This window comes from Aurantiacibacter odishensis (assembly GCF_003605195.1).
Taxonomy (GTDB): domain Bacteria; phylum Pseudomonadota; class Alphaproteobacteria; order Sphingomonadales; family Sphingomonadaceae; genus Alteraurantiacibacter; species Alteraurantiacibacter odishensis.
Genome location: NZ_QYOS01000024.1, coordinates 324,549 through 349,891, shown reverse-complemented (window position 1 = coordinate 349,891; position 25,343 = coordinate 324,549). Strand labels below are relative to the sequence as shown.

The window sequence follows — 25,343 nt, the reverse complement described above, 5'->3', positions numbered from 1 at the left end:
GCTCTCCTTGAACCGTAGTGAAAACGGGTTTGTTGTTTTTGCGACCCCGTTGGGGAACTAACGCACTTACGGCAAAACCGGTCCCCATGCCGGGTCTGACGCTCCTACCGGCGTACGCAGCCGACGCTCGTTTTCCCCGGTCAGGTCCACCTGCCAGATCGACGTGTCGCCGGAATTACGCTCGGTGCGGAAGAACTGGATGATGCGGCCGTTCGGGGCCCAAGTCGGGCCCTCGTCCTGCCACCCGTTCGTCAGGGTGCGCATGTTGCGGCCCTGCGGGTTCATCACCCCGATATGGAAATCGCCCACGATGTGGGTGAAAGCGATCTGGTCGCCGCGCGGGCTCCACTCGGGGCTGGCGCAGCGCCCGCCGAAGAAGCTGATCCGGCGCTGGTTCGAACCGTCGGAGTTCATCACGTAGCACTGCTGCGCGCCCGATTGGTCGCTTTCGAACACGATCTGGCTGCCGTCGGGAGAGTAGGAACCGCCCACTTCGATCGCCGGGCCGGAGGTGAGGCGCTGCGGCGTGCCGCCGCCTGCCGCGGAAACGCGGTAGATGTCGGTGTTGCCGCCCACGGCCATCGAATAAAGGATGTAGCGGCCATCCGGGCTCCACCGCGGGGCGAAGGTCGGGTTGGCGCTCTGCGTCACCAGCGTCTGCCGCCCGCTGCCGATATCGTAGACATAGATGCGCGGATTGCCGTCCACGTAGGAGAGGTAGGCGATCTTGGAATAGTCGGGCGAATAGCGCGGCGTTAGCGCGGTGGATTGGCCATTGGTGATGAAGCGGTGGTTCGCCCCGTCGCTGTCCATGATCGCAAGGCGCTTGATGCGGTTATCCTTGGGGCCGGTCTCGGCGATATAGGCGATACGGCTGTCGAAGAACGGGTCTTCCCCCGAAAGACGGGAATAGACGAGGTCGGCACATTTGTGCGCGGCACGGCGCCACTCACTGGGATTCACCACCCACCCCTCACGTACCAGTTCGCTCTGCAGGGCCACGTCGTAGAGGTAGCAGCCGACCGTCAGGCGCCCGTCGTCGTTGGCACGCACATAGCCGTGCACCAGCATTTCTGCACTGCGGCCGCGCCAGGTGTTCCAGGCGGGATCGGTGATTTCCGGATAGCTCGGGCGCGGCAGGGCATCGGGGCCGACCGGGCGGAACAGGCCGTTGAAGCGCAGGTCGCTGTAAACCACGCGCGCCAGTTCAAGGCCGAGTGCGGCGGTCCCCTGCGAGTTCGCGGGCGTGGATACGTCGCGGTTGGTGGCGAAGCTGGCTATGGCAATGCCGAGGTCCTGCCAGGCATCGGCCGTCACCGTGACGGAAATACCTTCCCCGTCGCCATCGCCCTCCACTGTCGTTTCTTCCACATCCTGCGCGCCGATGCTTGCCGGGTCGAGATCCGTCATCAGATCATCGTTCTGCGCGAGGGCAGGCGTGGCCGAAAGCGAAAGGGCGACACCAGTCAGCGAGGCGAAGAGGGAAAAACGGATCATTGGGCTAGCCTATTGTCGAAGTTGGACGTGATGACACGCCATCCAGAGTAATACTGTTCGGGCAAATCGAAGGGCGCTGCAAGCCGCACGGCGCGCACGGCCTGTTCCTGGTGCCGACTTACCTGCGTGCGGTTTGCATCGGTTTGCCCGGTGGTACGCAACACCTCCGGCGCACCGGCGAGCGTGCCGTCACGGTTCAGGCGGAAGCGAACCACCGTCACAAGCGATTCGACCTCTACGCCAGAAGGCGGCTGCCAGTGCGGGCGCAGGGCGCGGATGATAGCCTGGGCGATGGATGCCTGCTGGGCCGGCCCGACCGTTTGTGCGGGCGATCCGCTGTCGCCGCTTGCGTCGCTGGTACCCCGCAGAAAATCGTCATTCAGACGGCTGCCCTGTGCGCGCTGGCTGGCTGTCGCCCGCGGTGTTGGCGCAGGCGTCGGGCGAGGCTCGGCACGACGCGTCTGCTGCGGCGTGGGAGTGGGTGCAGGGGTGCGCGGCTGCGTGGTCGGGCGCGGCGGCGTGGTGACGGGACGTTCTATCACCTCGGGCGTCGGAGCCTCGACCATTTCCTGAGCTTCCTGCGGCATGTCGGCGACTTCGGGAGCCATTGCCGCGGCAGGCTCCGCGCTGGGATTGGGCGCAGTGCTTTCCAGGCTGACTTCGGTGGCCAGGCTCACATCGATGCGCTCCGTTGGCACGAACGGCGGCGGATCGCGCGTGGCGTGAACGGCCAGGGCCACGGCCAGCGCGGCGTGCGCGACGACGGCGGCACCCAGACCGATGCGTTCTTCGCGGGAAAGATCGGCGAACATTGCCATCAGCAGGTCAGGCTATGGCGCGTCGGCTGAACTGGTGGTGACCAGCGAGATGGAGTTGAAACCTGCACGATTCAGCTCACCCATCACCGCCATCACCCGGCCATAGTCGAGGCCCGTGTCGGCGCGCAGGGCGATCAGCGGCTTTTCCGCCCCGGCAGGGCCAGAAATGGCATCCAGCGCCTGCTCCAGCGCGCCGGCTTCCACCAGCACGTCGTCGATGTAGATGAAGCCTTCGCGGTCGAGCGCGATGGTCACCTGCTCGGGGTCCTGGTCCATCGGGTTGGCGCGGCTTTCGGGCAGTTCCACTGGGACGCCGCTGGCCAGCAGCGGAGCGGTGACCATGAAGATGATGAGCAGCACCAGCATCACGTCCACGAACGGCGTGACGTTGATTTCCGCCATCGGTGCGCGGCGGCTGGAGCGGCCCCTGCGGCTGGAGGACATGACGCCCATGCCCATGGCCTAGACCTCCATCTCGCGGCTGATCTGCGCGTGCACGCGGTCGGCAAAGCGTTGCAGGCGCGCCTCAAAGCCGTTCACGGTGTTCGACAGGCGGTTGTAGGCGATCACCGCAGGAATGGCAGCGAACAGGCCGATGGCGGTGGCGAACAGCGCCTCCGCAATGCCAGGAGCCACGACGGCGAGCGATGAGTTCTGCTGCAATCCGATCTGGAAAAAGCTGTTCATGATGCCCCAGACGGTGCCGAACAGACCAACGAAGGGCGCGACGGAACCGGTGGTGGCGAGGAAATTGAGGCGGTTCGCCTGCCGGTCCGCCTCATGCGCAACCTGCCCTTCCAGTGCCTGCGCCACCCGGCCGCGCGCGGCGACCGGGTCTTTCAGGCCGGATTTGTGGCTGCGGCGAAATTCGGCGATCCCGGCGGCGGCTACGCGGGCCGAGGGATTATCCTTGCGGCGACGGGCATCCATCACGCCGTCGACATCCTCGTGAGTCCAGAAATCCTCCTCGAAAGCATCGCAGTTGCGGCGCGTGCGGCCCATCCGCATCGAGAATCCGATGATGATGGTCCATGTCCAGATCGAGGCGAGGATGAGGCCCACGATCACCAGCTGCACCACGATATCGGCTTGCAGGAACAGCTCGATCGGGTCGAGCCGGGTGGGAGCAGAAACGGCAAGCATGTCCAGCACGGTCATTGGTCGTCTTTCGTGACAAATTGTTCGAATGCGCGGCGCCATTCTTCTGGCTGGCGGCGCGGTCTGCCCTCGGGCGTAACGAATGCGGCAACGATGTCCACCTGAGCCAGCAGTTCCTCCCCGCGCATCACCTTCTGCTCCATACGCGCGCTGGCGGCACGCAGTTCCAGCGCGCGGGTCTCCACGATCATTTCATCGTCCAGCTTGGCCGGGCGACGCCATTTGATCTGCGCTTCGGAAACGGCGTAAACGCCCTCGCCCGCCTCGAACGCCTCACGCTGGTTGATGCCCAGCACGCGCAACAGGTCACTGCGTGCGCGCTCGCACCACTTCAGGTAGTTGGCGTGATAGGCGATGCCGGACAGGTCAGTATCCTCGAAAAACACCCGCACCGGGTAATAGTGCGTTGCCCCTTCGATTTTGCCGGAGGGTGGCTGCAATTGTCTCTCCCTAGATGAATGGTGGCTTACAGCCTGTCTGCCGCAGAAGATTTAGCGTTTGGCGGCGAATTGAGTCTGGTTTGAGACTTACCGAGCCAGCACTATCGAGCCAGCATCGGACCGAGCGGTCCGCCGCCAAACAGGTGGACGTGCAAGTGCGGCACTTCCTGCCCGCCATTGCGGCCCACATTCCCCAGTAGGCGATAGCCGCGCACGACCAGACCCTGCTCGCGCGCAACGTGCCCTACTGCGCGCACGAACCCCGCGATTTCATCGGTCGATGCCTTTGCGGAGAAATCGTCCCAGCTGACATATTCGCCCTTAGGGATGACAAGGATATGCACGTCCGCCTGCGGGTTGATGTCGTGGAAAGCCAGCGACCAGTCATCCTCGTAGACCTTGTTGCACGGGATTTCACCGCGCAGGATCTTGGCGAAAATGTTTTCGGGATCGTAGGGCGCAGTCGGATCGATCGCCATCAGTCGGGTTTCCTTGAAGCTTTTTCCTCGAGGCCCGAAGTGCCTTCGCGCCGGTCCAGCTCGGCCAGCACATCGGCAAGGGGAATGTCCTTCGCGCCCAGCAATACCATCAGGTGGAAGATCAAGTCGGCAGCCTCACCGGTCAGTTCCGCGGCGGAGCCGGTCAGCGCCGCGATCACGGTCTCGGTCGCTTCCTCGCCCACCTTCTCGCAGATCTTGGGCAGGCCCTTCGCATTCAGCTTTGCCACATAGCTGCTGTCCGGCGAGGCAGCGCGGCGTTGCGCGATCGTGGCTTCGAGGCGTGCGAATGTATCCATCGCCGCCGGCAATGGGCGAAGTGCGGGGCCTCGGTCAAGCGGAGAGGTGAAGCCGCTTCGCCGCTAGTCCCTGTCCCTGTCGTTCATCGACAGGCGACGACCGATCAGGACACCTGCAATGCCGAGGCCGAACAGCGTCAGGGCCGAAGCTTCGGGGACCTGCGCCGCAGTTTGTGCGGCGGCCGGGGTTGAAGTGAAGAGAATCGCGGCGGCGATCGATATTTGTGACCACATGCGGCGGTGCAAAAACCTTTCACCGGCACCACGCAATACCTGCAACAAGACCGTCCCGTTTTCGGACCCTCAACCGCGTGCGGGCAGGCCCGCATCGCGCAGTGCCTTGTGCGCCTCGGCAATGGTGTAGGTGCCGAAATGGAAGATGCTGGCCGCCAGCACGGCGCTGGCATGGCCTTTGGTTACGCCTTCCACCAGATGGTCCAGCGTACCCACTCCGCCGCTGGCGACGACGGGCACCGACACGGCATCGGCAATCGCCCGCGTAAGTTCGAGATCGTAGCCTTTCTGCGTCCCGTCGCCGTCCATGCTCGTGACAAGCAATTCGCCCGCGCCGAGCTCGGCCAGTTTCACCGCGTGCTCGACCGCGTCGATTCCGGTCTCCCGCCTGCCGCCATGGGTGAATATCTCCCAGCGTCTGGCCTCCACCTTCCGCGCATCGACCGATGCCACGGCACACTGGCTGCCCATGCGATCGGCAATATCGGCCATGATTTCCGGGCGGCGCACGGCGGCAGAATTGACCGCCACCTTGTCCGCGCCTGCAAGCAGAAGCGCGCGGGCGTCCTCGACGCTGGAGACACCGCCACCCACGGTCAACGGCATGAAGCAAACCTCGGCGGTGCGTTTGACGATATCAAGCAGAGTGCCGCGCCCTTCGTGGCTGGCAGAGATATCGAGGAAGCACAGCTCGTCCGCGCCCGCCGCGTCGTAGGCCTGCGCCTGCTCCACCGGATCGCCGGCGTCTTTCAGGTCGACGAAGTTCACACCCTTCACCACGCGGCCATCGGCCACGTCGAGGCAGGGAATTACGCGGATACGGACTGTCATTCTCGGGTCGCCTGTTCGATATCGAGCATCATTAGAGGTTCTTCGCTCGCGACTTCCAGCACTTCTTCGCCCTGATCGGGCTTGGTCTGGGCCTGCCCGAACAGCCAGAACATGAGGAAGGCCATGTTGAAATAGAGCACGAGGGCCATCCAGTATCGGTTCGGGTCGTCCTTCTTCGTCAGCCGCAGCTTACCCAGGCCGGTAACGCCGCGGTGCCAGTCGATTATGGCGGTGGCCAGCATGGCAAGACATGCGACGAGGGCGACATCGGCGATGGTCATCGGGTGGCGACTGCCATGGCCGACTGGTGATCGGTCAGGAGGTAGGCCGCCGTCGTGGCGATGGCGGCGACGACGGCGTGCTGGATCGGGGCATCATCCCATTTCATGCCGCGCCCAAGCAGGATGAGCGCGCCGTAGACGACGGTGAATACCACCAGCCCGATCAGCGCTACCTGCGTGCCGCCGAATACATAGCGGACGGCGGCAGAAACGATCGCGCCGCCGATACCGGGCAGGACATAGGGATTGGCCTCCGGCCTCACCGGTTCGCCATGGCTATCGCGGTCGCGAGGTCCAGCCGCCCTTCGTAGAGCGCGCGCCCCGTGATGACGCCTTCGATTCCCTCGTCCGCATGGAGCGAGAGGATGTGGATGTCATCGAGACCCTTCACTCCTCCGCTGGCGATCACGGGAATATCCACGCTGCGCGCCAGTTCCACGGTGGCATCGACGTTGCAGCCCTTCAGCATCCCGTCGCGCCCGATATCAGTGAATAGCAGGCTGGCAACGCCCGCGTCCTCGAACCGGCGGGCCAGATCGACCACCGGCACGTTGGAAACCTCGGCCCAGCCTTCGGTCGCCACCATACCGTCGCGCGCATCGACGGCAACGACGATGCCGTTCTCCCATTCGCGTGCCATTTCCTTGACGAAATCGGGGTCCTTCAGGGCAGCGGAGCCCATTACCACGCGCGCCACGCCGAGGTTGAACCAGCCCTCCACCGCCTTGGCATCGCGAATGCCGCCGCCAAGCTGCACGTAGCCTGGAAAGGCCTCCACTATCGCCTCCACCGCCTCGCGGTTCTCGGCCCGGCCCGCGAAGCTGCCGTCGAGATCGACCACATGGAGATGCTCGGCACCTGCCTCGGCAAATATCAAGGCCTGCGCTGCCGGATTGTCTCCGTAAACGGTGGCGCGGTCCATGTCGCCTTCGGCCAGACGAACCACTTCGCCGCCCTTCAGGTCTATGGCGGGGAAAACGATCATACGGGCTTCCAGTCGAGAAAACGGCGCATCAGGTCGATACCGAAGGTCTGGCTCTTTTCCGGGTGGAATTGGACGCCGACGATATTGTTGCGCGCGACCGCGGCCACGATGCCGCCGCCGTGATCGGTCATCGCGGCAACGTCCAGCCCGTCTTCCGGAACGAAGTGGTAGGAGTGGAGGAAATAGGCCTCGCCCTCTTCCAGCAGTTCGTGGTCGCCGTGATGAGGGGTGAGGCCGACATCGTTCCAGCCCATGTGCGGCACGCGGATGGCGGGATCGGTGCGCTCGATCAGCTTCACCTCGCCCGGGATCCAGCCGAGGCCGGGGCATTCGCCATGCTCCAGCCCTCGATCGGCAAGAAGCTGCATCCCGACGCATATGCCGAGGAACGGCTTGCGGTCCCCCAGCACGCGGTCTTCCAGCGCATCGACCATGCCGGGGATGCCGGTCAGCCCCTCGTAACAGGCGCGGAAACTGCCCACGCCCGGTAGCACGATGCGGCGCGCGCCGCGCACCAGCTTCGGATCGTCGGTCACGGCAACATGCTCCGCCCCCGCCGCTTTCAGCGCGTTGTAGACCGAGTGAAGGTTGCCCGCGCCGTAATCAATCAAGGCAATCGCTTCAGCCAAGGTTGCAGCCCTCGGTTGCCTCGCAACCGCAAGGGCGACCGCCCGCCCGCAGCGGGGCCGCAACGCAGCGGAGGCCGTCTAACGAGGACGCGCGCCCGGATGGGCGTGCGAAAAACAGACAATCAGCCACCGAGTTGCCCCTTTGTCGAAGGCACCGCCCCGCCCTTGCGCGCGTCGAGCTCGACCGCCTGTCGCATGGCGCGGGCGAAACCCTTGTAAAGTGCCTCGCAGATGTGGTGGTTGTTGCTGCCGTAAAGAACCTGGCAATGCAGCGTCAGCCCGGCGGACTGGGCGACGGAGTGGAACCAGTGCTCGATCAGTTCGGTATCCCACTCACCAAGTTTTTCCTGCGTGAAACGCGCTTTCCAGACGAGGTAGGGGCGGCCCGATATGTCCACCACGACGCGGGCCATGGTTTCGTCCATCGGCGAGTGCGCCTCGCCGTAACGGCCGATCCCGGCCTTGTCGCCCAGCGCATCTGACAGCGCCTGGCCCAACGCGATGGCGCTGTCTTCCGTGGTGTGGTGCTGGTCCACGTGGAGATCGCCATCGACCTTTAGCGTCACGTCGATCAGCGAGTGGCGGCTGAATTGCTCCACCATGTGATCGAGAAAGCCGATGCCTGTGGAAATGTCGTATTGTCCCGTCCCGTCGAGATTCACCTCGACGAGAATGTCGGTTTCCTTCGTTTTACGCTCTGTTCGCCCTGTACGCATGGGGGTGAGCCTATAAGCCGATGCAACGCGCACGCAAGCGCATTGGCGGGCATGTTCGCCCGATTCCGGCTTGATTTTGCTCCCCGCGAGCGTCACCTAGGCCCCTATGAGCGATGATACACCCGACAGTCTGATCCCGTACGACGAGATCGTGCAGGAGGCGCTTCGTGCCGTGGTCGGGCGTGTGCTTGGCCAGGTGGAGCGCGATGGCGGCACCCTTCCGGGCAGCCACCACTTCTACATCACGTTCAAGACCGGCGCGCCGGGCGTGGATATTCCCAGGACGCTGACCGAACGCTTTCCCGACGAGATGACCATCGTCCTGCAGAACAAGTTCTGGGACCTTGAAGTTACTGATCGCGGCTTTTCGGTGGGCCTCAGCTTCAACCAGATCCCCAGCAAACTGGTGATTCCCTTCTCGGCCATTACCGCTTTCGTCGATCCCGCCGTGGATTTCGGCCTGCAATTCCAGGCGGCTGTCGAGGACGAGGAACCCGCAGCGCACGACGATGCGGAAAACGATGCGCCCGATGGCGAGGAACGCCGCTCCATCGAGGACGTTGCCAAGAGTGAGGACGGCTCCAATGTCGTCACGGTCGATTTCGGCCGGAAGAAATAACCGGGCCTGGCTTTCGCGGGCCCACGAGGGGCAGTGATGAGCGACAATCTCGACCGTGATGAAATCCACCGGCTTGTAAGAGCGCGGCGCGGCAAGGCCGGCAACGTGCCCGGCCCGACGGAAAACCCTGCAACCAACCTGATGCTGGCCGACGTGGTTATGCGCATGGGCTCCTATGTCCTGCGCGGCGGGGTGGAAAAGGCCTTCCTGAAGAAGCGCTACGACGACGAGACCGTCAGGGATATTAAGGAAAACCGCTCGATCTGGCGGACCTTGAGTTCGATCGCCGTGGCCAAGTTTGCGACGCGATCAGTGCCCGGCGCGGCCATCGTGGGAACGGGCATCCTCGGCAAGGTGCTCTACGACCATTCCAAGGCCCGCCGTTCGCAGAAACGCGAAGGCGACGCGCAGCTTATCAAGCAGGCGAACGAGGATAGCTGAGCCCCGCAGGCTTGATCCTGTCCCGCCCGCGCCGCATTAGCGGTGAATGACCGAATCTTCCCCTTCCAGCTCGCAACCGCTCGCCCGCCGCGGCCTCATGTTCATCCTGTCCTCGCCATCGGGCGCAGGCAAGACGACCATCGCGCGCAAGCTGCTGGCCGAAGTGGATGGCATCGGCATGTCGGTTTCCGTCACCACCCGGCCCATGCGACCGGGAGAGATCGAGGGCCAGGACTACCACTTCGTCGACCAAGCGACGTTCGACGCCATGGTGGAGAACGGTGAGTTCCTGGAATGGGCGAAGGTGTTCGGCAATTGCTACGGAACGCCCAAGGCCCAGATCAAAGCGGGACTGAAGGCCGGGCAGGACTTCCTCTTCGATATCGACTGGCAGGGCACCCAGCAGCTTTACCAGCGCATGGAAACGGACGTGGTTCGCGTATTCCTGCTGCCGCCCAGCATCGCCGAATTGGAACACCGGCTACGCTCGCGCGGGACGGACAGCGACGAGGTGATCGCCGCGCGCATGGACCGTGCCCGGTTCGAGATCAGCCACTGGGACGGCTACGACTACGTGGTCGTCAACGACGATATCGCGGGCTGCTATGACAAGGTGCTGACCATCCTTGAGGCCGAGCGCATGAGCCGCGCGCGCCAGACGGGCCTTGTCGATTTCACCCGCTGGCTGATGCAGGAACCTTCAGAACCGGCGCGACCAGCGTAGCGCGGCCCCCACATCGTCGGGCGCATTCGCGTAATGCCCCGGCTCGCGGCGCAGGAAGAGGCTCGCCGCAGCGTTGCCGCCCCAGATCTGCCCGATCCAAGACAGTTCGCCGGTTACTTCGCGCCCCTCAGGAGTGAGTGACAGCCGCTGGGTGCCGTATTGTGCGGTCAGCGTGTCGTAGCTGAACGACGTTGGCAGGTTGAGGTCGAGGCCGCCCGAGGCAACCCGCAGCGGTTGCGAGAGGCGGAGGGCTAGTCGGTCGTCTGCTGCAAAGACCCCTGATCGCTGCAGATCGACGGACCAGGCATTGCTCGAAAGGCCGGAGCCATCGGTCAGCAGAGGAGCCCTGCGAAGGCGGGTGAATCCCTGCCTATATGCCGCGCCCACTCGCCAGTTGTCGGCGATGCGCCAGCCAAGGTCGGTGTCGATGAACACCGTATCGCTGCCTGCGAGGCCAAAGCCTTCGTGGAAGCGCGCGCCCAGCACCGTGCTGTCCTCGGCCGTCCAGGTCAGCCCCGCGGCCACGTCGAAAGCGCCGAATTGCCGGTCGAGCGCGAGGGCGAAGTTCGCGAGGTCCTCCTCCACCCGCTGCCCGCGAAGCTGCGCGGCGCGCCGTTCGGCAGCGGCGCTGATGGTGGAGCCGGTCTGCGCACTGACGGTAAAGCCCCAGTCTCCGACCTGCCTGCGAAGCGCCACTGCACTGTCGGCCATCGCCAACATTCCATCGTCGTCCGTGCCACTCGCGGCGATCATGAAGGCCGGGCGATCGCGGCCTTGCATACCTGCAACGAGCGCGTCGGCGGACTGGCGATAGGTGAAGCCAAGTTGCGTGTCCGGCGACAATCGCAAGGCTACGCGCGCCGCCAGCACGCGGGCCTGATCAGCATCTTCCGACTGCAAGCGCAGTATTTCGGCACGCGGCGGCTGCCTGCCACTGGCATCGATGGAGAAGGCAGCGCTCGCCTTCGAAGACCCGCCGGAAAGGTGGCGCGTACCCTGCCCCACGGCCCCGTGGAGGCGCTCCGGAATGTCCGCCCCGCGCAGCGTGCCCGCCAGATCGGTGGAGAAGGCTCGCTGGTAGCGGTCTGTCACCAGCGTCTGGAGGGAGGCGGCACTGAACGCATCGCCCATCGCTGGCGAAGCGACGGCGGTGCTGTCCGCCAGCGCCATGGCCGTCGTCTCGCCGGCGATCTGGGTCGTGCCGACTGGCTGGAAAGCGCGGGCCACGTTCAGGATGCCGCGGCCGTAGATGGAATCGTCGCCAGCGGCCCCTGCATCGAAGGCCGTTTCCAGCAGGATTTCGGCAATCTGGGTGCCTGTGAGGTGCGGAAAAGCCTGCGCCAGCAGTGCGGCCGCCCCCGCCACTTGAGGCGCGGCGAAGCTGGTGCCGGAATAGAGGAAGACGAAGCCCTCCTCGTCGACGAAGATTTCACCGTCCTCGTAAACGCAGCAAATCCTGTCTCCCCGCGCGGCGAGGAAGTATTGCGGGTTCGCCCCTGCGCGATTGGAGAAATCCGAAATAGCGTAGTCTTCGTCCACCGAGCCCACGATGATGACCCCGCCATTCCCGGCATCGCCAAGCATTTCTGCAAAGGCGGTGAGTTCACCGCGTCCGTCGTTCCCGGCAGCGACCACGACGAGCACGCCCGCATTGACGGCGTTCGTCACCGCCGATTGCAGCGCCTGCGTAATGCCGCCCGGCCCGCCCAGCGAGATGTTGATGACTTTCGCATCATTGGCCACGGCATGATCGATGGAATCGGCAATGGCGCTGTCGAGGAAGCCGCACTCGGTACTCGGATCTTCGGGATTGTCGCCCCCGCACGATCCCGGCTCGTCCGCGCGAATGGCAAGGATGGTAGAATCGAAGGCCATGCCGACCACGCCCGTGCCGTTGCGCGCAGCCGCCGCCACCAGCGATACCAGTGTGCCGTGATCGTCAGGCCCCTCAATCCCGCGGCTGCCGTAGATATCGGTCGAAGCGGGCGAGAGGCGGCCCGCGAACTCGGGACTGTCGGGATCGATGCCCGTGTCGACCACGGCGATCGTTACCCCGTCCCCTGTAAAACCATCGTCCCACGCACTTGCGGCATTGTGCTGGCCCGGTCCGTCTGATCGACGGAATTCCTGCGTGTTGAACGCTTGCGGGGGCGCCACCAGGGGGAACGCGGCGGCGGTAGGAGTAGGAGTAGGAGTAGGAGTAGGAGTAGGCGTCGGAGCGGGCGACGGTGTTGGCGTGGGTGTGGGCGTAGGCGTCACGGGAGGCGGGGCCGAGACGGTTGGCCCACCGCCGCCTCCGCACGCTGCCAGCATTGCAAGGGAAGCCGCCATGCCTGTCGCTCGCAAGTCGCGCCAGTAGCGCCGTGTTTTCATCCGTGCCAAATCACATCCTTACCCACGAGGACAACCTTATGCGGCTTATTCTGTAACTTGCCCTGAACGCGCCCGTGTGTCCAACACCAGCATGCGATAGGGCAATGACGTTGCCATCGTGCTTGTATCGCCCGTAGCATCGGGCTAGCCGCCTTTGCAGATTCAGCACCACGCAAGAACACCATCAGGGAGCCACCGCACATGTCCGCCGACCTTATCGCATCCATCGAAGAGGCATGGGAAAACCGCGCCGAGGTGACCCCGGCCAGCAGCGACGTGCGCGCGCCGGTGGACCAGGCCCTGCAACTGCTCGATTCCGGCGAAGCGCGCGTCGCGCAGCCCGATGGTAACGGCGGCTGGACGGTGAACCAGTGGCTGAAGAAGGCCGTGCTGCTCTCCTTCCGCCTGAACGACAACCGCGTGATGGAAGGCGGCAGCGCCGGGGCCAACGCCTATGACAAGGTGCCCAACAAGTTCGCCGGCTGGGGCGAGCAGCGATTTGCCGAAGCGGGTTTTCGCGTCGTGCCGGGCGCGGTCGCCCGCCGCGGCAGCTTCATCGGTCGCAACACCGTGCTGATGCCCAGCTTCGTCAACATCGGTGCTTATGTCGATGAAGGTACGATGGTGGACACCTGGGCCACCGTTGGCAGTTGCGCGCAGATCGGCAAGAACGTGCACATCTCCGGCGGCGCGGGCATCGGCGGCGTGCTGGAGCCGTTGCAGGCCGATCCCGTCATCATCGGCGACGGCGCATTCATCGGTGCGCGTGCCGAAGTGGCCGAAGGCGTTCGCGTCGGCGAAGGCGCAGTGCTGTCGATGGGCGTCTACCTTGGCGCATCGACCAAGATCGTGAATCGCGAAACCGGCGAAGTCTACCGCGGCGAAGTTCCGCCCTACGCTGTGGTCGTACCCGGCAGCCTTCCCGGCAAACCGCTGCCCAACGGATCGCAGGGCCCGAGCCTTTACTGCGCCGTGATCGTGAAGACGGTTGACGCCCAGACCCGCTCCAAGACTGGCATTAACGAACTTCTGCGCGATTGATTATTTCGCCAATCGGGGCTTACATGCTTTGGTCTGTAAAGCCGCTTGGGATGGAACCTTTGCCGGTTCGGCCCGTAAAGCGGTTAAGGGTCTGACTGGAGCAAAGGCATAATATCATGAGCGAAGAACAAAACGGCGAAATCCATATCGATGACGAGAAGGCATCGGGCGGTTCGAAAGAAGGCGTGGTGCGCTGGGTGCTACTGATCAGCCTGCTGGCGGCCATCCTTATCCTTTCGATCATCTGGATCACCGGCGCATTGACTCAGGACGACACGGAAGAAGAAGCCACCGTCGTCTACAGCGAGGAATAATCGCCAAACTTTCGGGATCACAACCGGGGCAAGACGCGTTCTTGCCCCTATAAAAGGAGACCGAAAGTCATGAGCAATTCAAACAGCTTTCAGACTGGCCAGTACGTGAAGTGGGACTGGGGCAACGGCACCGCCTGCGGCCAGATCGAGGACCGTTTCGAGCGCGAGGTTACGCGCACCCTGCAAGGCAGCGAAATCACCAAGAAAGGCGACGAGGACAATCCCGCCTACCTCATCAAGCAGGAAGACGGCGACAAGGTGCTGAAGCGCGGTAGCGAGCTGGAGGCGCAGGACTGATGCCGGCAAAATCCAAAGCACAGCAGAAAGCCGCAGGCGCGGCACTTTCCGCCAAGCGCGGCGAGACCAAGGTGTCCGACCTGCAGGGCGCATCGAAACAGATGTACGATTCCATGAGCGAGGATGAGCTGGAGGATTATGCCTCCACCGACCGCGAAGGCCTGCCCGACAAGGTCGACGGCGACGATTGATGGCCTCCGGTGATCGCGACGAGACTTACTCCGAATTCTACGACTGCGTGAACATGCAGCCAAAGGAACTGGAGGAGTGGCTGGAGACCGACGAATCCAGATCGGTGGGCGATAGCGACAGTGGCGAAAGCACCGGGCATCGTTCGGGACGCCGCATCGTCGAGATAAAGCGCACCAAGAAGGATGACCTGAGCGAAAGCCAGTGGGATCACATGGAAAAAGTGATTGGCTACGTGCACCGTCACCTCTCCCAGCGGCCCGATGGCGACGTGAAGGAAACCGACTGGCGCTATTCGCTGATGAACTGGGGCCATGACCCGTTGAAAAATGACTGAAGCACTCCGAACGGTAAACCGCAGTCTGGACCGCTTCGTTCGCGCCCAGGCAGGCATCTACAGGGCGGCGTTGGCAGAACTGCACGCAGGCGCAAAAAGAACGCACTGGATGTGGTTCATTTTTCCGCAGATGCAGGGGCTCGGCAAGAGCGCAAACGCCAGAACCTACGCCATTCACTCGCGCGAGGAGGCACGCGCCTATCTCGATCACGAATTGCTCGGCCCGCGTTTGTTGGAATGCACACAGGCCATGCTGGCCCACGCTGGGCAGCGCAAGCCCGTCGAGATCCTAGGCCCAATCGACACGATGAAGTTCCGCAGCTCGATGACCCTCTTCGAGGCGGTGGCCGATGATCCCAAGCCCTTTGCGCAGGCGCTGGACCAGATGTGCAACGGCGACCGCGACAAGGCGACGCTGGATTTGATCTAGCCGACCGGCGTTTCCAGCGGCGTTTCGCCCGCCTGCCCTGCCGCGTAAGCCTCTGCCGCTAGCATCACGCGCAGCATGTTGCGGTAGGAAATCTTTTCGAGATCGGCTTTCGAATATCCGCGCCGCGCCAGTTCGGCGAACAAGGCGGGGTATCCCTTCACGTCCTCCATGCCCACAGGGCCACTTGCCATGCCATCGTAGTCGCCGCCGATGCCGATGTAGTCGATGCCAGCAACGTTTCGGATATGGTCGATATGGTCGGCATAGTCGGCGATGGTCGCTTCCGGCATCGGATTAGCCTCGTCCCATTCGGCGAGGCCCGCTTCCACAAGGTCCGGCCTGCCCTGCCACCATGCTTCAAGCCGCGCCTGCTCGGCCTGCCGCGCGGCGTACCACACGCGCTGTGTCTCGCTGAGATAGCCGGGCAGACCCACCGCCATCACGATCCCACCGTTCTGCGGCAGGCGCGCAAGAACATCGTCGGGCACGTTGCGCGCATGACCGTTCACCGCGGTGGCGCCGGAGTGGCTGAAAATCACCGGCGCGCCGACCACGTCGAGCGCATCGTGCATCGTCGCAGGCGATACGTGGCTGAGGTCCACCAGCATTCCCAGGCGCGCCATCTCTCGCACAACAAGCACGCCGAATTCGGTCAGGCCGTCGTGATCGGGATCGTCTGTCGCGCTGTCTGCCCACGGCGTGTTGCGGCTGTGGGTAAGCGTCATGTAGCGCGCGCCAAGGTCGTACATCTGCCGCAGCACGGCGAGGCTGGAGCCGATGGAATGACCGCCCTCCATGCCGATCAGCGAAGCGATCCGCCCTTCGGCTAGGGCGGCCTCGACATCGTCAGCAGTCAGCGCCAGCGCGAGCTCTTCCGGATAAGCGGCGATCAGCCGTTTTGTGATGTCGATCTGCTCCATGGTCATCCGCACGGCTTCGGGCTCGTCCAGCGAAGCCGGCACGTAGACCGACCACCACTGCGCGCCCACCATACCTTCGCGCAGGCGCGCAAGATCTGTATGCATCTCGCCCGCCGTCCATTCGTCCCCTTCCAGCGTGTCGTGGAAATCGAAATCGGCCAGCACGTTGCTATGGCGACTGCGCAGGCGCCCCGGTACGTCGTTGTGGCCGTCCCACACCGGCGCTGCTTCCAGCGCGGCGCGCGCCACCTCTTCGGGGACGTCCTGTGCGGAAAGGGGCGGGGAAAGGGCGGCGGTGGCCAGCAGGGTGGCAGCGAGGATCGTCCTTGTCATGGCGGCAACTATGCGCTTTTCGGACCGGCAGGCAAGACGAGGAACGACGATGACGACAGCTACAGACCTGATTGCCAGGCTGGGCCTGAAACAGCACCCCGAAGGCGGATGGTATCGCGAGACCTGGCGGGCCGACGCGGCAGAGGACGAGCGTGGCAGCGCCACAGCCATCCTGTTCCTGCTGAAGACCGGCGAGAGTTCCCACTGGCATACGGTCGACGCGACCGAGATCTGGCTATGGCACGCTGGCAATCCGCTCGAGCTGTCGCTAGCCGATCCCACCGGCAGCGCCACCGCCGAGGTGCGCCTTGGCCCGGACATCATGGCAGGCGAGCGCGTGCAGCAGGTCATCCGTCCCGAGGAATGGCAGGCCGCCAGATCGCTGGAGGGGCCGCACGATTACACGCTGGTGTCGTGCATCGTCTCCCCGGCGTTCGAATTCGAAGGTTTCACCCTTGCCCCGCCGGACTGGCAACCGGGAGACGAATTGCCGTGATCCGCACGGCGCTGACATACCTGCTGGCCCTTTTCTACGCCTACGCCGGATACCGGCATATCGTGGGACCTGCCCCCTTCCTCCAGATCACGCCCGAATGGGTGCCCTGGCCCGAAACCGTAATCCTGTGGACCGGCATCGCCGAGATCGCCGGAGCCGTGGCCTTGGCCCAGCCGTGGTCGCTCAAGCTGCGGCAGGCGGGCGGTGTCGGCCTTGCGCTCTATGCCCTGTGCGTCTGGCCCGCGAACGTGAACCACATGCTGATGGACATGGCATCGCCGGACGGCGGATGGGGCATGGCCTATCACGGCCCGCGCTTGGTGGCGCAGCCGCTGCTTATCTGGCTGGCGTTGTGGACCGGGCGCGCGACCGACTGGCCAGTGGTCCGGCGGGCAAAGGGGTGAGCAGCCCCGCATCGACACGGTCGCCGACGCGAGCCTGCTCACCTTTCGAACCCTAGCCCGGAGCAAGAATGCCCAGCGCTGCGATCGATCCGCAAATCACCAGGATCGTCGCAATGACGAAAAGCCAGTCCTTTAGCGTGAACTTCTCGAGGTGCTCCGCCTTGAATCGGAGATAGTTCGGCGTAAGCGCATCGGTACTGGCGATGCTGGCGACCTCGAGCGCGCTGGCTTTGGCGAACCACCGCTTGAGTTCGAGCAGTTCGTCATCGGTGATATCGGGATAGGCGGCAAGGATCGTCGACGCACGGTCGAAACGATCAACCGGGCCGGCATGGCCCGCAGATGTATCTGTCATAAGATGTCCTGAAAACGGCGATATGTTTACCGCCCGCGAGCAGGCGGCACGGGTTCAGGACAAGACGGGAGGTCCCCTTGGATTGGCAGCCGGCGGCATCGGCCAGGGCACCGGAGGGGCCGTCTGGTATTTTCCCGGCCAGGAAAAGGCAGGCGCTGCGGCCGCCGGTGCAAGCGGCAGGGAAACCGGCAGCTTGTCGAGCGTCGGTTCGGGCAAGACCTTGAGGACAATCTCGGCATCCTCGCGCGTAACGAGCGAAACCTCGCTCGTACTGGCACTGAATGCCGAACCGCCGCGCTCGACATAACCCGGCAAGGGACCGGTCGGGATCGCATGCAGACCGATCACACACAGCATCGCCAAGAGAATGGCGCGCGATCGGCTGAGAATGGGCATGCGGACGGTCACGGGCGCCAGATAATATCGGGCAACCCTGCTGACAATCGCGGGCTACGCAAATTTCCCGGCGGTGGGGCTAGTCTTCCTTGCCCGCTACGCCATAATTGATCTGCGCGTTCCGGGTCTTCTGGAACTCGGGCACGGTCATGCCCTTCATCGCGGCGTAGATATCGATGTTGCCGATGCCGGTGACCGCGCCGAGCTTTTCCAGCATGAAGAAGATGACGCCGTAGTGGATCATGCCGATCCAGTCGCGTTCGCGGACAAGGCGCTTTTCCTCGTCGGTCAGACCCGCCTCCTCCATCGCCGCTTCCTCGTCGGTGCGGAACTTGCCGCGCACGGTGGGATCGGTGAGAGAGTGGAGGAAGTGGTTGAGGCGGAAGCCCTTCACGCTGCGTTCGATGGTGAAGGGATAGGTGCCCGCCATCCCCTCGGCACCCTCGTAATCGTGATCGGCGCGGGCGCGGGTCAGGGCGGGGTCTTCCACCGGGGCCTGCTCGCCCTTCTCTTCCAGGATCATCGTGGCGATGGAGCACATGGAGGGCAGGAAATAGGTCTTGTGCGTGCATTCGACCTCGGCCGCCAGCGCACCGCGCATCATCAGCCACATGACGACTTCTGCGCCTTCCCAGCCGCCCAGCTTGGCAAGGTCGGCAATGGTCATGTCGAGCAGGCTCTCGGGATCCTTCTCCAGCCGCTCCATGAACTCGGCATCCCACTCGGGATTGTTGAAGCCGCAGCCTTCGCCGTGGACCTGGTGGGACAGGCCGCCGGTGCCCGCGATGGCGACCTTGATATCCTCGGGGTAGGAGAGAATCGCCTGGCGCAGGCTCTTGCCGAACTTGTAGAACCGGCGCGCGCTGGGCAGCGGCACTGTCAACACGCCGCAGACGATGGGCAGCAGCTTGCAGGCCCAGCCATCGTCGTCATCGTAATCGACCATCACGGACAGCGGCGAGAAAGCGCCGTGGTCCAACCCCTTGCCCTGGAAGTACGACAGGTCGAACTCGTTGGCCACCATCACGCGGGCCACGTGCTCGGCGAACTTGGGATCGCCCTTGATCGCCGGAATGTCGCGCGGGCCGCCGCCTTCGTCCGCTGCCCTGAATTCCTCGCCCACGCCCAGCGCGAAGTGGCTGTAGTGGTCGAAGAACGAGGTCATGTGATCGTTGTAGATATAGACCAGCACGTCGGGCTTCTTCTCGCGAAACCACTCCTGCACCGGCTCGTAGCCTTCGAAGATCGGCTTCCACACCGGATCGTCGAACTTTTTCGCGTCCTTGGCGAAGGCGATGGTGGGGGTATGCGAAGTGGCGACGCCGCCGACGATCTGGGCCATGTTCAGTAAACCTTTCCTCTCGGGCGGATCACGCAGCCGCCTGCCGTTCGTTGGTTATACTGTGCCATGTGTAGCGGCATTGCGGCAAGTCAATAATCCGCAAATGCGAAGAGTTCGGATATCTGAAATCGGGCCTCTTGATCTGTCGTTTTCGCCGCGCAAACAAAACGGGCGCACGACTCTCGCCGCGCGCCCGCCCGTTCTGTCTCGATGGACAGGTGTCGCTCAGCTCATGTGCTTGGAGACGGCACCGGTCATCTTGAACATGGAGATCTGATCGTTGCCGATCACCGCGCCCAGCTTGGCGTCGGGATTGATCATCCGCTTGTCCTTGGAATCCTGCAGGTTGTTAGCCTTGATGTGATCCCACACCTTCTTGGTCACCTCGGCACGGGTCATCGGACCCTTGCCGACCACCGCTTCCAGGTCCGACGAGAGGTTCACCGGCTTGTTCAGCGCGTTGTTCTTGGCAGCCATTTCCTTGGTATCCTTTCACTCAAAAATAGCCGAACGGGGTTAGCACCCTTCATTCGGCTTCGTCTTCATCATTCCAGTCGTAATCCCCGCCTTCTTCGCGGGCGTACGTTCCGGTCAGAATTGCCACGCCAAGCACGTGATCGCGCATGGCACCTTCAAGCTCCTCGCGACTGGCACCGGGCATCTGCACCAGCGGCAGGTCCAGCGCGAACAGCTGGAACACGTAATCGTGCGGTTCGTGACCCGTCGGCGGATCGGGCAGCAGCCACTCGGAGTTGCCGAACGAGTTCTTCCCCACGCGCGGCGGCACCTCGCCTTCCAGCAGCTGGCCCTTCTGGCCAGGAAGGCCCCAGACCAGCCAGTGGCAGAACGGCTCTGGCGCGGGCGCGTCCGGGTCTTCCACCACCAGCACCAGTTCCTGCGTGCCGGAAGGCGGCGCGGACCATTCCAGCGGCGGGGCGACGGCGTCTTCCTCGTCGGCGGTGAAGCTGGGGTCCAGTTCTTCGCCGTTGCGGAAAGCGGCCGATTTCAATTCGAAGCCCGACTTGCCCACCAGCGCTTCGTCGCCGAGTTTGGCGACCATCAGCTTGCCGTGACCGGCGCGCACATTGCGGAAGGCCTTGCCCAGCCATGCGGGGACGTTTTCGAGCATTCTTGTAATCCTTGGTATTTTTGCAACGGCGCAGGGCCGCGATGTGCAGAATGCGCCCCAGCATTTCAAGGGGGGCTTTTCAAGCTGACGCTCTCTCCAGGCTGTTGAAGGTTTGCACGGACAACCGCGAAGCGAGCATTTCGGTTGATCTTCGTCGCTCGGCGCTTGCCACCGGCACCGGGGCAGGTTAGCCCTGTAACCACTGGGCGCGTCCGCGCCAATGGCTTCAAATATCGGGACATTTTCATGCGCACGTCCAAGATCGCCCTTTCGCTTGCTTGCCTCGGCATGACAGTTTCTTGCGGAGGGGGCGGATCGCCAACTCCATCTCCCGTCGCGACCACTCCTGCGCCAACGCCCACGCCATCTCCAACGGCCACCACCGCAACCTGCTCGCTGGAAAACCGCAAGCAGTTTGCGTTCGACGTGCTGGACGAATGGTATCTGTTCCCGAACCTGCTGGCGACGGGCGTGAACGCCGCCAGTTTCAGCACCGTACAGGACTATATCGACGCACTGGTCGCTCCGGCCCGTGCGGAGAACAAGGACAGGTTCTTCAGCTACATCACCTCGATCGAGGAGGAGAACGCGTTCTTCAACCAGGGCTCCAGCGCGGGTTTCGGTTTCCGCCTCGCCTATGACATCGATGCCCGCCGCGTGTTCGTGGCAGAGACGTTCGACAACACCCCGGCGCTCGGCGCGAATATCGAACGCGGCACGGAATTGCTCGGCATCGGCACGACCAGCTCCAACATCCAGACGGTGAACAGCCTGATCGCCAATGGCGGCGCGCAGGCGGTGATCAACGCGCTGGGCCCGTCCGATCCGGGCGTCACCCGTGTGCTCCGCATCAACGATGCCAGCGGCGTAACGCGCGAGGTAAGCGTGTCGAAAGCCGACTACGCTCTCGATCCGGTGCCCCGCTACGGTGCGCAGATCATCAACGATGGCGGCAAGCAGGTGGGCTACATCCGCCTCACCAATTTCATCAACCCGGCCATCGACGACCTGCGCGATGCTTTCGCCGATTTCCGCGCGGCAGGTGTCACCGAACTGGTGATCGACCTGCGCTACAACGGCGGCGGCGGCATCAACGTGAACGAGTTCTTCGGCGACATGCTGGGCCGCGACCTCGACGGGCAGGTGTTCGAGACCATCGCTTTCCGCGACAGCAAGAGCGAGTTCAACGAGACCTATCGCTTCAACGCCCAGCCCCAGTCGATCGCGCCCACGCGGATCGCCTTTATCACCACGTCCGGTTCGGCCTCTGCCAGCGAGGCGCTGATCAACGGGATGCAGCCCTACATTGGGGACGACCTGGCGATCGTGGGCGAAAACACCTTCGGCAAGCCGGTGGGCCAGTCAGCTTTCGACCTTGCGGCTTGCGACGACCGGCTGCGCATTGTCACCATCAAGCTGGAAAACGCCAACGGCAACGGCGAATACTTCAACGGCCTGGCGACCACGGTGCCCAACACCTGCCGCGCGCAGGACGATCTGCGGTACAATTTCGGCGACCCGCGCGAGGACATGCTTTCGACCGCGCTCGATTTCCTTGCCGGTCGCACCTGCACGCCCATCGCCGGCGGGCCTGCCACGACGCAGTCCACCGGTCGTGACCTGTTGCAGCCCAAGCGCGCCTCTACCGTGCTGGAGCACGAGGCACCCGGCGTCTACTGAGGTATTTGGGTGTTTCGGGCGGGCCCTAGGGCTCGCCCTCGCCGCCCAGATCGTGCCCTTCAACGAACGCGCAGCCATAGCGCTGCTCCGCGCCCATCTGCAGCGTGGCGTTGTAGGGATAGATGCGGTCACTCATGCCATCGGAGCAATCGCCCGGCGTGATCGCCAGGTCGACAGCCTCTCCATCAACCTCTCCGCTGAACGATAGCCCGCCGCGCCCGGCAAAGCGGGTGACAGCGATGGAAATGCCGTCGATGTTCTCGGGCGTCGTGTAGGTGAAGCTGCCTCGCTCGACAGTCCCGCCCCAGAACGGCTCCGTCCCCACGAGCCTGATCGCCTCGTCTTCCGCGATGCCGGAATAGGCGCTTTCGTCTGCGGTGTTACCCGGCACATTGGCGTCCGGTCCGCTACCGCACGCGCCAAGCAACAGCACCGCTCCCGCGCAGGTCATTGTCCTCAAGATCTCCATCGTCGTTCTCCCTGTGGCGGCACCCGTTGACGGTGCCTGCCCCCTACAACCTGCGGCGGGGAACATCACGCGCGAATCGAACGTTGATCGGGCAAAGGAAAGTTTCAAGCCGGAGTTATCCCGATGAAGATCAAGCCCCTGATTGTGGGCGCGTTTCTGCTCGCCCCCGTGATCGGGGCAGTGGCCGGGCAGAACATGAGTGCCGAACCGATCAAGCCGATAAGCGACGTTTCGGCAACCTTGCCCGATCGCCCCGTTATCGCCAGCAACGATGCAGTTCCCCACACGAGGGAGAGACTGCCCGATCACTACGCCATGGAAACGCCCGAAGGCCGCGTGGAAGTGCACGAACTCGCGATGCGGGGCCGCTATGCCGATCGTTATCACCAGTACGAAACCTGGCGTCCGGACGTGGACGAGAACCTCGCGATGCTGGAAGCCGAGTGGGATGATGCCGACCTCGATGCCCGCGCTGCCGCAGCACTGGAACGTGAAGACGTGGATCAGGGCGAGCAATACGCACCCGTGGGAACCGACCCTGCCTATCGCCCCCGCACGGTAGCCAACTACTCCGGCCTCCAGGAAGCCCGCACCGGTGAAGCGCCCAAGGCTGAACAAGGTTCGCCGCCGGTCGTGGCAGCAGCCGAGCCGCGCATCGCCAAGATGCGTGTCATCAACGTGGCTGATGCCTTGGCCAACCAGCGCTGATCCGTCAGGCCGCGGCCCCCAGCAGAATGGTTGCGGTGCCAAGTCCAAGCGACAGCGGCACGCGCAGCGCCATCCACCAGCCCGGCCTGATCGTAACCAGCCGCCTGTCAACGAGAATGCTCAGGATTATCGCGCCTCCCAGCACGTAAAGAGACGGGCCGGGCCACGGCGCGCCGAAGACCCACGGCAGGTAGGTCGCCAAGGCAAGCAGGCTCGGCGCGACGGCAGCAAGCCAGAGCCACGCAGGCGCTCGCCGTCCCTCGTCCGGTGACCCGGCGGCCATTCCCCACCACAATCCGCCGAGAAAGCTGAGGATCAGCGCGGCATAACCCCAACCTATCGCCAGCGCGCTCCATCGCCACTCCGGCGCACCGAACCATGCGGCGGCGAGGCATGCGAGCTGCGGCAACAGCCCGGCAAAGCCGAGGAAGCGTGCGGCAGGTGGCATTGTTCGCATGGCTTATCCCTCTGATGTATCTGAGCCGGAAACAGAAAAGGCGGACCCGCGCAAGGGCCCGCCTTCTCAATGTAATGCGATGATCCGATTACGGCATCAGCACGGTGTCGATGACGTGGATGACGCCGTTCGAGGCATCCACATCGGTGGAGGTGACAGTTGCGGTGTTGCCCTGCGCGTCCTGCAGCATGACATTGCCGCCGTCCAGCATCGCGGTCAGCGTGCCGCCGTTGACGGTTTCGATGGTGTAACCACCCTCGCCCGCGCTTTCGATGGCGGCGGTAAGGTCAGCGGCCATCACTTCGCTCGGCACCACGTGGTAGGTGAGGATGCTGCCGAGTTGTTCGGTATCTTCGGTCGTCAGCATTTCCACGGTGCCATCGGGCAGCGCGTCGAATGCGGCGTTGGTGGGCGCGAAGACCGTGAACGGACCGTCGCCGGACAGCGTCTCGCCCAGTTCGGCGGCCGTCACCGCGGAAACGAGCGTGGAGAAATCGGGATTGCCCTGCGCCACTTCGACGATGGTGCCTGGCATGTCGGCCTCGGCATTGGCCATTTCATCGGCCATCATCGTATCGTCTTCCATCGGCGCCTCTTCGGCGGTGCCACCACAGGCAGCGAGCGCCAGGGCAGCGGCGGATGCGGTAAGAATGTGAAACGTCTTCATTTTCGGCTTCCTTGCATTGCAGTCAGTCGAATGGCTGGCGTCGTACAGACCCACCCGGGCCATCCGGTCAACGCCTAGAATGACTGCAAGGCACACCTGTTCCGAGACTGGCCCAAAGCACGTAGTGTGTCAGGATATCGCTGGGATCAGTCGTCCTCGATGACCCTTCCGAGCACGCGGACGGGGCAACGATCGACCTCGCCCGGAATGGTGGAGGGCACCAGCAGCGTTTCCCTCTGTCCCGTGCACACACTGACAGAACCACGCACATCGAGGCCGACGGCATTGGCGAAATCGAGATCCGGGCAGGAGCCGTAGGTTTCGAGCAGCCAGCGCTCGTTCACGCCTGTCGAGATGTATAGCCTGTCGTTCCGGGCCGAGGACGAAGGCGCGTCGGAATAGCCGTTGATCTCGCGCGTAAAGAAGCAGGCCCTGGTCGTGTCGAGGTTTGCCAGCGCGGTGTCGTATCCGTCGGCGGCAGGCTCTTCCACCGGCGCGCAGGCGGCAAGACCGGCGCAGATGACGATGGCGGCGGCGGTTTTCAGACGATTCATGGTCCTTCTCCTCATTGCTTGAAACTCACAGGGACGCGGGCATGTTCCGAGGCGGATGCGACTTGGCGCAAGCGCGGCACGGCCTGCACCAAGATGCTGGCCTTGCGGTACAGGCAGGCGCACCATCCGAAGGTACAGCGAATGCAACGGACCGCTGCCTCGCGCACGGTCCTCGAGCCCGCCGGACAGCGGGTAACGCCAGGCATGGCGGCCGATCGCACCAGCTTCCACCCGGAGTTGGTGCGATCCTCGTTTGGGCCTCGTTTGGACCGCGCTTGCCATG

General features: G+C 63.8%; 38 protein-coding genes. 13 read left to right on the top strand and 25 right to left on the bottom strand.

Annotated features, from left to right (window positions below):
• Nucleotides 1-66 precede the first annotated feature (66 nt).
• The 14 genes from tolB to hisB form a co-directional block, all read right to left on the bottom strand.
• Nucleotides 67-1,497: a Tol-Pal system beta propeller repeat protein TolB gene (gene tolB, locus D4Q51_RS11020; protein ID WP_240624686.1), complete on the bottom strand. Its 1,431-nt coding sequence runs from the start codon at nucleotides 1,495-1,497 to the stop codon at nucleotides 67-69.
• The gene (locus D4Q51_RS11015; RefSeq protein ID WP_240624685.1) at nucleotides 1,494-2,309 is read right to left on the bottom strand and encodes a TonB C-terminal domain-containing protein; all 816 of its coding nucleotides are present in this window, start codon (nucleotides 2,307-2,309) and stop codon (nucleotides 1,494-1,496) included. The genes tolB and D4Q51_RS11015 overlap by 4 nt, the downstream gene beginning before the upstream one ends.
• An 18-nt stretch (nucleotides 2,310-2,327) precedes the next feature.
• Nucleotides 2,328-2,774: an ExbD/TolR family protein gene (locus D4Q51_RS11010; RefSeq protein WP_120077798.1), complete on the bottom strand. Its 447-nt coding sequence runs from the start codon at nucleotides 2,772-2,774 to the stop codon at nucleotides 2,328-2,330.
• 3 nt (nucleotides 2,775-2,777) lie between these two features.
• Nucleotides 2,778-3,473: a protein TolQ gene (gene tolQ / locus D4Q51_RS11005; protein ID WP_120077797.1), complete on the bottom strand. Its 696-nt coding sequence runs from the start codon at nucleotides 3,471-3,473 to the stop codon at nucleotides 2,778-2,780.
• Entirely contained in the window at nucleotides 3,470-3,913 is a 444-nt protein-coding gene (locus tag D4Q51_RS11000) for a YbgC/FadM family acyl-CoA thioesterase (RefSeq protein WP_120077796.1), read from the bottom strand. The genes tolQ and D4Q51_RS11000 overlap by 4 nt, the downstream gene beginning before the upstream one ends.
• 101 nt (nucleotides 3,914-4,014) lie before the next feature.
• Entirely contained in the window at nucleotides 4,015-4,392 is a 378-nt protein-coding gene (locus D4Q51_RS10995) for a histidine triad nucleotide-binding protein (RefSeq protein ID WP_120077795.1), read from the bottom strand.
• Entirely contained in the window at nucleotides 4,392-4,709 is a 318-nt protein-coding gene (locus D4Q51_RS10990) for a phosphoribosyl-ATP diphosphatase (RefSeq protein WP_120077794.1), read from the bottom strand. The genes D4Q51_RS10995 and D4Q51_RS10990 overlap by 1 nt, the downstream gene beginning before the upstream one ends.
• 63 nt (nucleotides 4,710-4,772) lie before the next feature.
• Nucleotides 4,773-4,943, bottom strand: coding sequence for a PEP-CTERM sorting domain-containing protein (locus tag D4Q51_RS10985; protein WP_120077793.1), 171 nt, complete (start codon nucleotides 4,941-4,943; stop codon nucleotides 4,773-4,775).
• A gap of 69 nt (nucleotides 4,944-5,012) precedes the next feature.
• The gene (hisF, locus tag D4Q51_RS10980) at nucleotides 5,013-5,774 is read right to left on the bottom strand and encodes an imidazole glycerol phosphate synthase subunit HisF (RefSeq protein ID WP_120077792.1); all 762 of its coding nucleotides are present in this window, start codon (nucleotides 5,772-5,774) and stop codon (nucleotides 5,013-5,015) included.
• Nucleotides 5,771-6,055 carry a hypothetical protein gene (locus tag D4Q51_RS10975; RefSeq protein ID WP_120077791.1) on the bottom strand — a complete coding sequence of 95 codons (285 nt, stop codon included), beginning with the start codon at nucleotides 6,053-6,055 and terminating at the stop codon, nucleotides 5,771-5,773. The genes hisF and D4Q51_RS10975 overlap by 4 nt, the downstream gene beginning before the upstream one ends.
• Nucleotides 6,052-6,318: a hypothetical protein gene (locus D4Q51_RS10970; RefSeq protein ID WP_120077790.1), complete on the bottom strand. Its 267-nt coding sequence runs from the start codon at nucleotides 6,316-6,318 to the stop codon at nucleotides 6,052-6,054. Before D4Q51_RS10970 ends, D4Q51_RS10975 begins: the two co-directional genes overlap by 4 nt.
• Entirely contained in the window at nucleotides 6,315-7,040 is a 726-nt protein-coding gene (hisA, locus tag D4Q51_RS10965) for a 1-(5-phosphoribosyl)-5-[(5-phosphoribosylamino)methylideneamino]imidazole-4-carboxamide isomerase (RefSeq protein WP_120077789.1), read from the bottom strand. The genes D4Q51_RS10970 and hisA overlap by 4 nt, the downstream gene beginning before the upstream one ends.
• A complete protein-coding gene (hisH, locus tag D4Q51_RS10960; RefSeq protein WP_120077788.1) occupies nucleotides 7,037-7,669 on the bottom strand; it encodes an imidazole glycerol phosphate synthase subunit HisH in 633 nt (210 codons plus the stop codon). The genes hisA and hisH overlap by 4 nt, the downstream gene beginning before the upstream one ends.
• 122 nt (nucleotides 7,670-7,791) lie before the next feature.
• A complete protein-coding gene (hisB, locus tag D4Q51_RS10955; RefSeq protein WP_120077787.1) occupies nucleotides 7,792-8,385 on the bottom strand; it encodes an imidazoleglycerol-phosphate dehydratase HisB in 594 nt (197 codons plus the stop codon).
• Nucleotides 8,386-8,491: 106 nt separating this feature from the next.
• Here hisB and D4Q51_RS10950 point away from each other — a divergent pair, with 106 nt between their 5' ends.
• The 3 genes from D4Q51_RS10950 to gmk are packed head-to-tail and all read left to right on the top strand — an operon-like array spanning nucleotide 8,492 to nucleotide 10,169.
• Nucleotides 8,492-9,004, top strand: a complete 513-nt coding sequence (locus D4Q51_RS10950) for an SspB family protein (RefSeq protein ID WP_120077786.1) — start codon at nucleotides 8,492-8,494, stop codon at nucleotides 9,002-9,004.
• 36 nt (nucleotides 9,005-9,040) lie between these two features.
• The gene (locus D4Q51_RS10945) at nucleotides 9,041-9,445 is read left to right on the top strand and encodes a hypothetical protein (protein ID WP_120077785.1); all 405 of its coding nucleotides are present in this window, start codon (nucleotides 9,041-9,043) and stop codon (nucleotides 9,443-9,445) included.
• Nucleotides 9,446-9,491: 46 nt separating this feature from the next.
• Entirely contained in the window at nucleotides 9,492-10,169 is a 678-nt protein-coding gene (gmk, locus tag D4Q51_RS10940) for a guanylate kinase (RefSeq protein WP_120077784.1), read from the top strand.
• Here gmk and D4Q51_RS10935 read toward each other — a convergent pair.
• A complete protein-coding gene (locus D4Q51_RS10935; RefSeq protein WP_240624684.1) occupies nucleotides 10,146-12,326 on the bottom strand; it encodes a S8 family peptidase in 2,181 nt (726 codons plus the stop codon). The genes gmk and D4Q51_RS10935 overlap by 24 nt on opposite strands.
• A 417-nt stretch (nucleotides 12,327-12,743) precedes the next feature.
• Here D4Q51_RS10935 and dapD point away from each other — a divergent pair, with 417 nt between their 5' ends.
• The 6 genes from dapD (at nucleotide 12,744) to D4Q51_RS10905 (ending at nucleotide 15,150) form a co-directional block, all read left to right on the top strand.
• A complete protein-coding gene (gene dapD / locus D4Q51_RS10930; RefSeq protein ID WP_120077782.1) occupies nucleotides 12,744-13,583 on the top strand; it encodes a 2,3,4,5-tetrahydropyridine-2,6-dicarboxylate N-succinyltransferase in 840 nt (279 codons plus the stop codon).
• Between the two features lie 116 nt (nucleotides 13,584-13,699).
• On the top strand, nucleotides 13,700-13,897 hold the full coding sequence (locus D4Q51_RS10925; RefSeq protein ID WP_120077781.1) for a hypothetical protein: 198 nt from the start codon (nucleotides 13,700-13,702) through the stop codon (nucleotides 13,895-13,897).
• Between the two features lie 69 nt (nucleotides 13,898-13,966).
• Nucleotides 13,967-14,194 (top strand): hypervirulence associated TUDOR domain-containing protein, encoded by a 228-nt coding sequence (locus tag D4Q51_RS10920; RefSeq protein WP_120077780.1) that lies wholly within the window; start codon nucleotides 13,967-13,969, stop codon nucleotides 14,192-14,194.
• On the top strand, nucleotides 14,194-14,385 hold the full coding sequence (locus D4Q51_RS10915; RefSeq protein ID WP_120077779.1) for a DUF3008 family protein: 192 nt from the start codon (nucleotides 14,194-14,196) through the stop codon (nucleotides 14,383-14,385). The genes D4Q51_RS10920 and D4Q51_RS10915 overlap by 1 nt, the downstream gene beginning before the upstream one ends.
• On the top strand, nucleotides 14,385-14,720 hold the full coding sequence (locus tag D4Q51_RS10910; RefSeq protein ID WP_120077778.1) for a DUF3140 domain-containing protein: 336 nt from the start codon (nucleotides 14,385-14,387) through the stop codon (nucleotides 14,718-14,720). The genes D4Q51_RS10915 and D4Q51_RS10910 overlap by 1 nt, the downstream gene beginning before the upstream one ends.
• Nucleotides 14,713-15,150 carry a DUF1810 domain-containing protein gene (locus D4Q51_RS10905; RefSeq protein ID WP_120077777.1) on the top strand — a complete coding sequence of 146 codons (438 nt, stop codon included), beginning with the start codon at nucleotides 14,713-14,715 and terminating at the stop codon, nucleotides 15,148-15,150. The genes D4Q51_RS10910 and D4Q51_RS10905 overlap by 8 nt, the downstream gene beginning before the upstream one ends.
• On the opposite strand, the gene D4Q51_RS10900 is transcribed toward D4Q51_RS10905, so the two are convergent.
• The gene (locus tag D4Q51_RS10900) at nucleotides 15,147-16,403 is read right to left on the bottom strand and encodes a dipeptidase (protein WP_120077776.1); all 1,257 of its coding nucleotides are present in this window, start codon (nucleotides 16,401-16,403) and stop codon (nucleotides 15,147-15,149) included. The genes D4Q51_RS10905 and D4Q51_RS10900 overlap by 4 nt on opposite strands.
• Before the next feature lie 49 nt (nucleotides 16,404-16,452).
• Here D4Q51_RS10900 and D4Q51_RS10895 point away from each other — a divergent pair, with 49 nt between their 5' ends.
• Both D4Q51_RS10895 and D4Q51_RS10890 read left to right on the top strand, forming a co-directional pair.
• Nucleotides 16,453-16,899, top strand: coding sequence for a cupin domain-containing protein (locus D4Q51_RS10895; protein WP_120077775.1), 447 nt, complete (start codon nucleotides 16,453-16,455; stop codon nucleotides 16,897-16,899).
• Nucleotides 16,896-17,303, top strand: a complete 408-nt coding sequence (locus D4Q51_RS10890; protein WP_120077774.1) for a DoxX family protein — start codon at nucleotides 16,896-16,898, stop codon at nucleotides 17,301-17,303. Before D4Q51_RS10895 ends, D4Q51_RS10890 begins: the two co-directional genes overlap by 4 nt.
• 52 nt (nucleotides 17,304-17,355) lie before the next feature.
• On the opposite strand, the gene D4Q51_RS10885 is transcribed toward D4Q51_RS10890, so the two are convergent.
• The 5 genes from D4Q51_RS10885 to D4Q51_RS10865 form a co-directional block, all read right to left on the bottom strand.
• A complete protein-coding gene (locus tag D4Q51_RS10885; protein ID WP_120077773.1) occupies nucleotides 17,356-17,658 on the bottom strand; it encodes a hypothetical protein in 303 nt (100 codons plus the stop codon).
• 54 nt (nucleotides 17,659-17,712) lie between these two features.
• Nucleotides 17,713-18,066, bottom strand: a complete 354-nt coding sequence (locus tag D4Q51_RS15765) for a hypothetical protein (protein WP_205689487.1) — start codon at nucleotides 18,064-18,066, stop codon at nucleotides 17,713-17,715.
• Between the two features lie 67 nt (nucleotides 18,067-18,133).
• A complete protein-coding gene (locus tag D4Q51_RS10875; RefSeq protein ID WP_120077771.1) occupies nucleotides 18,134-19,396 on the bottom strand; it encodes a gallate dioxygenase in 1,263 nt (420 codons plus the stop codon).
• Between the two features lie 225 nt (nucleotides 19,397-19,621).
• Nucleotides 19,622-19,873 carry an SWIB/MDM2 domain-containing protein gene (locus D4Q51_RS10870; RefSeq protein WP_119586923.1) on the bottom strand — a complete coding sequence of 84 codons (252 nt, stop codon included), beginning with the start codon at nucleotides 19,871-19,873 and terminating at the stop codon, nucleotides 19,622-19,624.
• Between the two features lie 49 nt (nucleotides 19,874-19,922).
• A complete protein-coding gene (locus tag D4Q51_RS10865; protein ID WP_120077770.1) occupies nucleotides 19,923-20,525 on the bottom strand; it encodes a YbhB/YbcL family Raf kinase inhibitor-like protein in 603 nt (200 codons plus the stop codon).
• A gap of 246 nt (nucleotides 20,526-20,771) precedes the next feature.
• On the opposite strand from D4Q51_RS10865, the gene D4Q51_RS10860 reads away from it, so the two are divergent.
• On the top strand, nucleotides 20,772-22,205 hold the full coding sequence (locus D4Q51_RS10860; protein ID WP_120077769.1) for a S41 family peptidase: 1,434 nt from the start codon (nucleotides 20,772-20,774) through the stop codon (nucleotides 22,203-22,205).
• Nucleotides 22,206-22,230: 25 nt separating this feature from the next.
• On the opposite strand, the gene D4Q51_RS10855 is transcribed toward D4Q51_RS10860, so the two are convergent.
• Nucleotides 22,231-22,656, bottom strand: a complete 426-nt coding sequence (locus D4Q51_RS10855; RefSeq protein ID WP_240624683.1) for a COG3650 family protein — start codon at nucleotides 22,654-22,656, stop codon at nucleotides 22,231-22,233.
• Nucleotides 22,657-22,797: 141 nt separating this feature from the next.
• On the opposite strand from D4Q51_RS10855, the gene D4Q51_RS10850 reads away from it, so the two are divergent.
• Nucleotides 22,798-23,382 (top strand): hypothetical protein, encoded by a 585-nt coding sequence (locus D4Q51_RS10850; RefSeq protein ID WP_120077768.1) that lies wholly within the window; start codon nucleotides 22,798-22,800, stop codon nucleotides 23,380-23,382.
• A gap of 4 nt (nucleotides 23,383-23,386) precedes the next feature.
• Here D4Q51_RS10850 and D4Q51_RS10845 read toward each other — a convergent pair whose 3' ends face one another.
• The 3 genes from D4Q51_RS10845 to D4Q51_RS10835 all read right to left on the bottom strand — a co-directional run bounded on the left by D4Q51_RS10845 (nucleotide 23,387) and on the right by D4Q51_RS10835 (nucleotide 25,060).
• Nucleotides 23,387-23,839 (bottom strand): DUF3429 domain-containing protein, encoded by a 453-nt coding sequence (locus D4Q51_RS10845; RefSeq protein ID WP_120077767.1) that lies wholly within the window; start codon nucleotides 23,837-23,839, stop codon nucleotides 23,387-23,389.
• Between the two features lie 88 nt (nucleotides 23,840-23,927).
• On the bottom strand, nucleotides 23,928-24,506 hold the full coding sequence (locus D4Q51_RS10840; RefSeq protein ID WP_120077766.1) for a fasciclin domain-containing protein: 579 nt from the start codon (nucleotides 24,504-24,506) through the stop codon (nucleotides 23,928-23,930).
• Between the two features lie 146 nt (nucleotides 24,507-24,652).
• Nucleotides 24,653-25,060: a DUF6491 family protein gene (locus tag D4Q51_RS10835; RefSeq protein ID WP_120077765.1), complete on the bottom strand. Its 408-nt coding sequence runs from the start codon at nucleotides 25,058-25,060 to the stop codon at nucleotides 24,653-24,655.
• Between the last annotated feature and the right edge of the window lie 283 nt (nucleotides 25,061-25,343).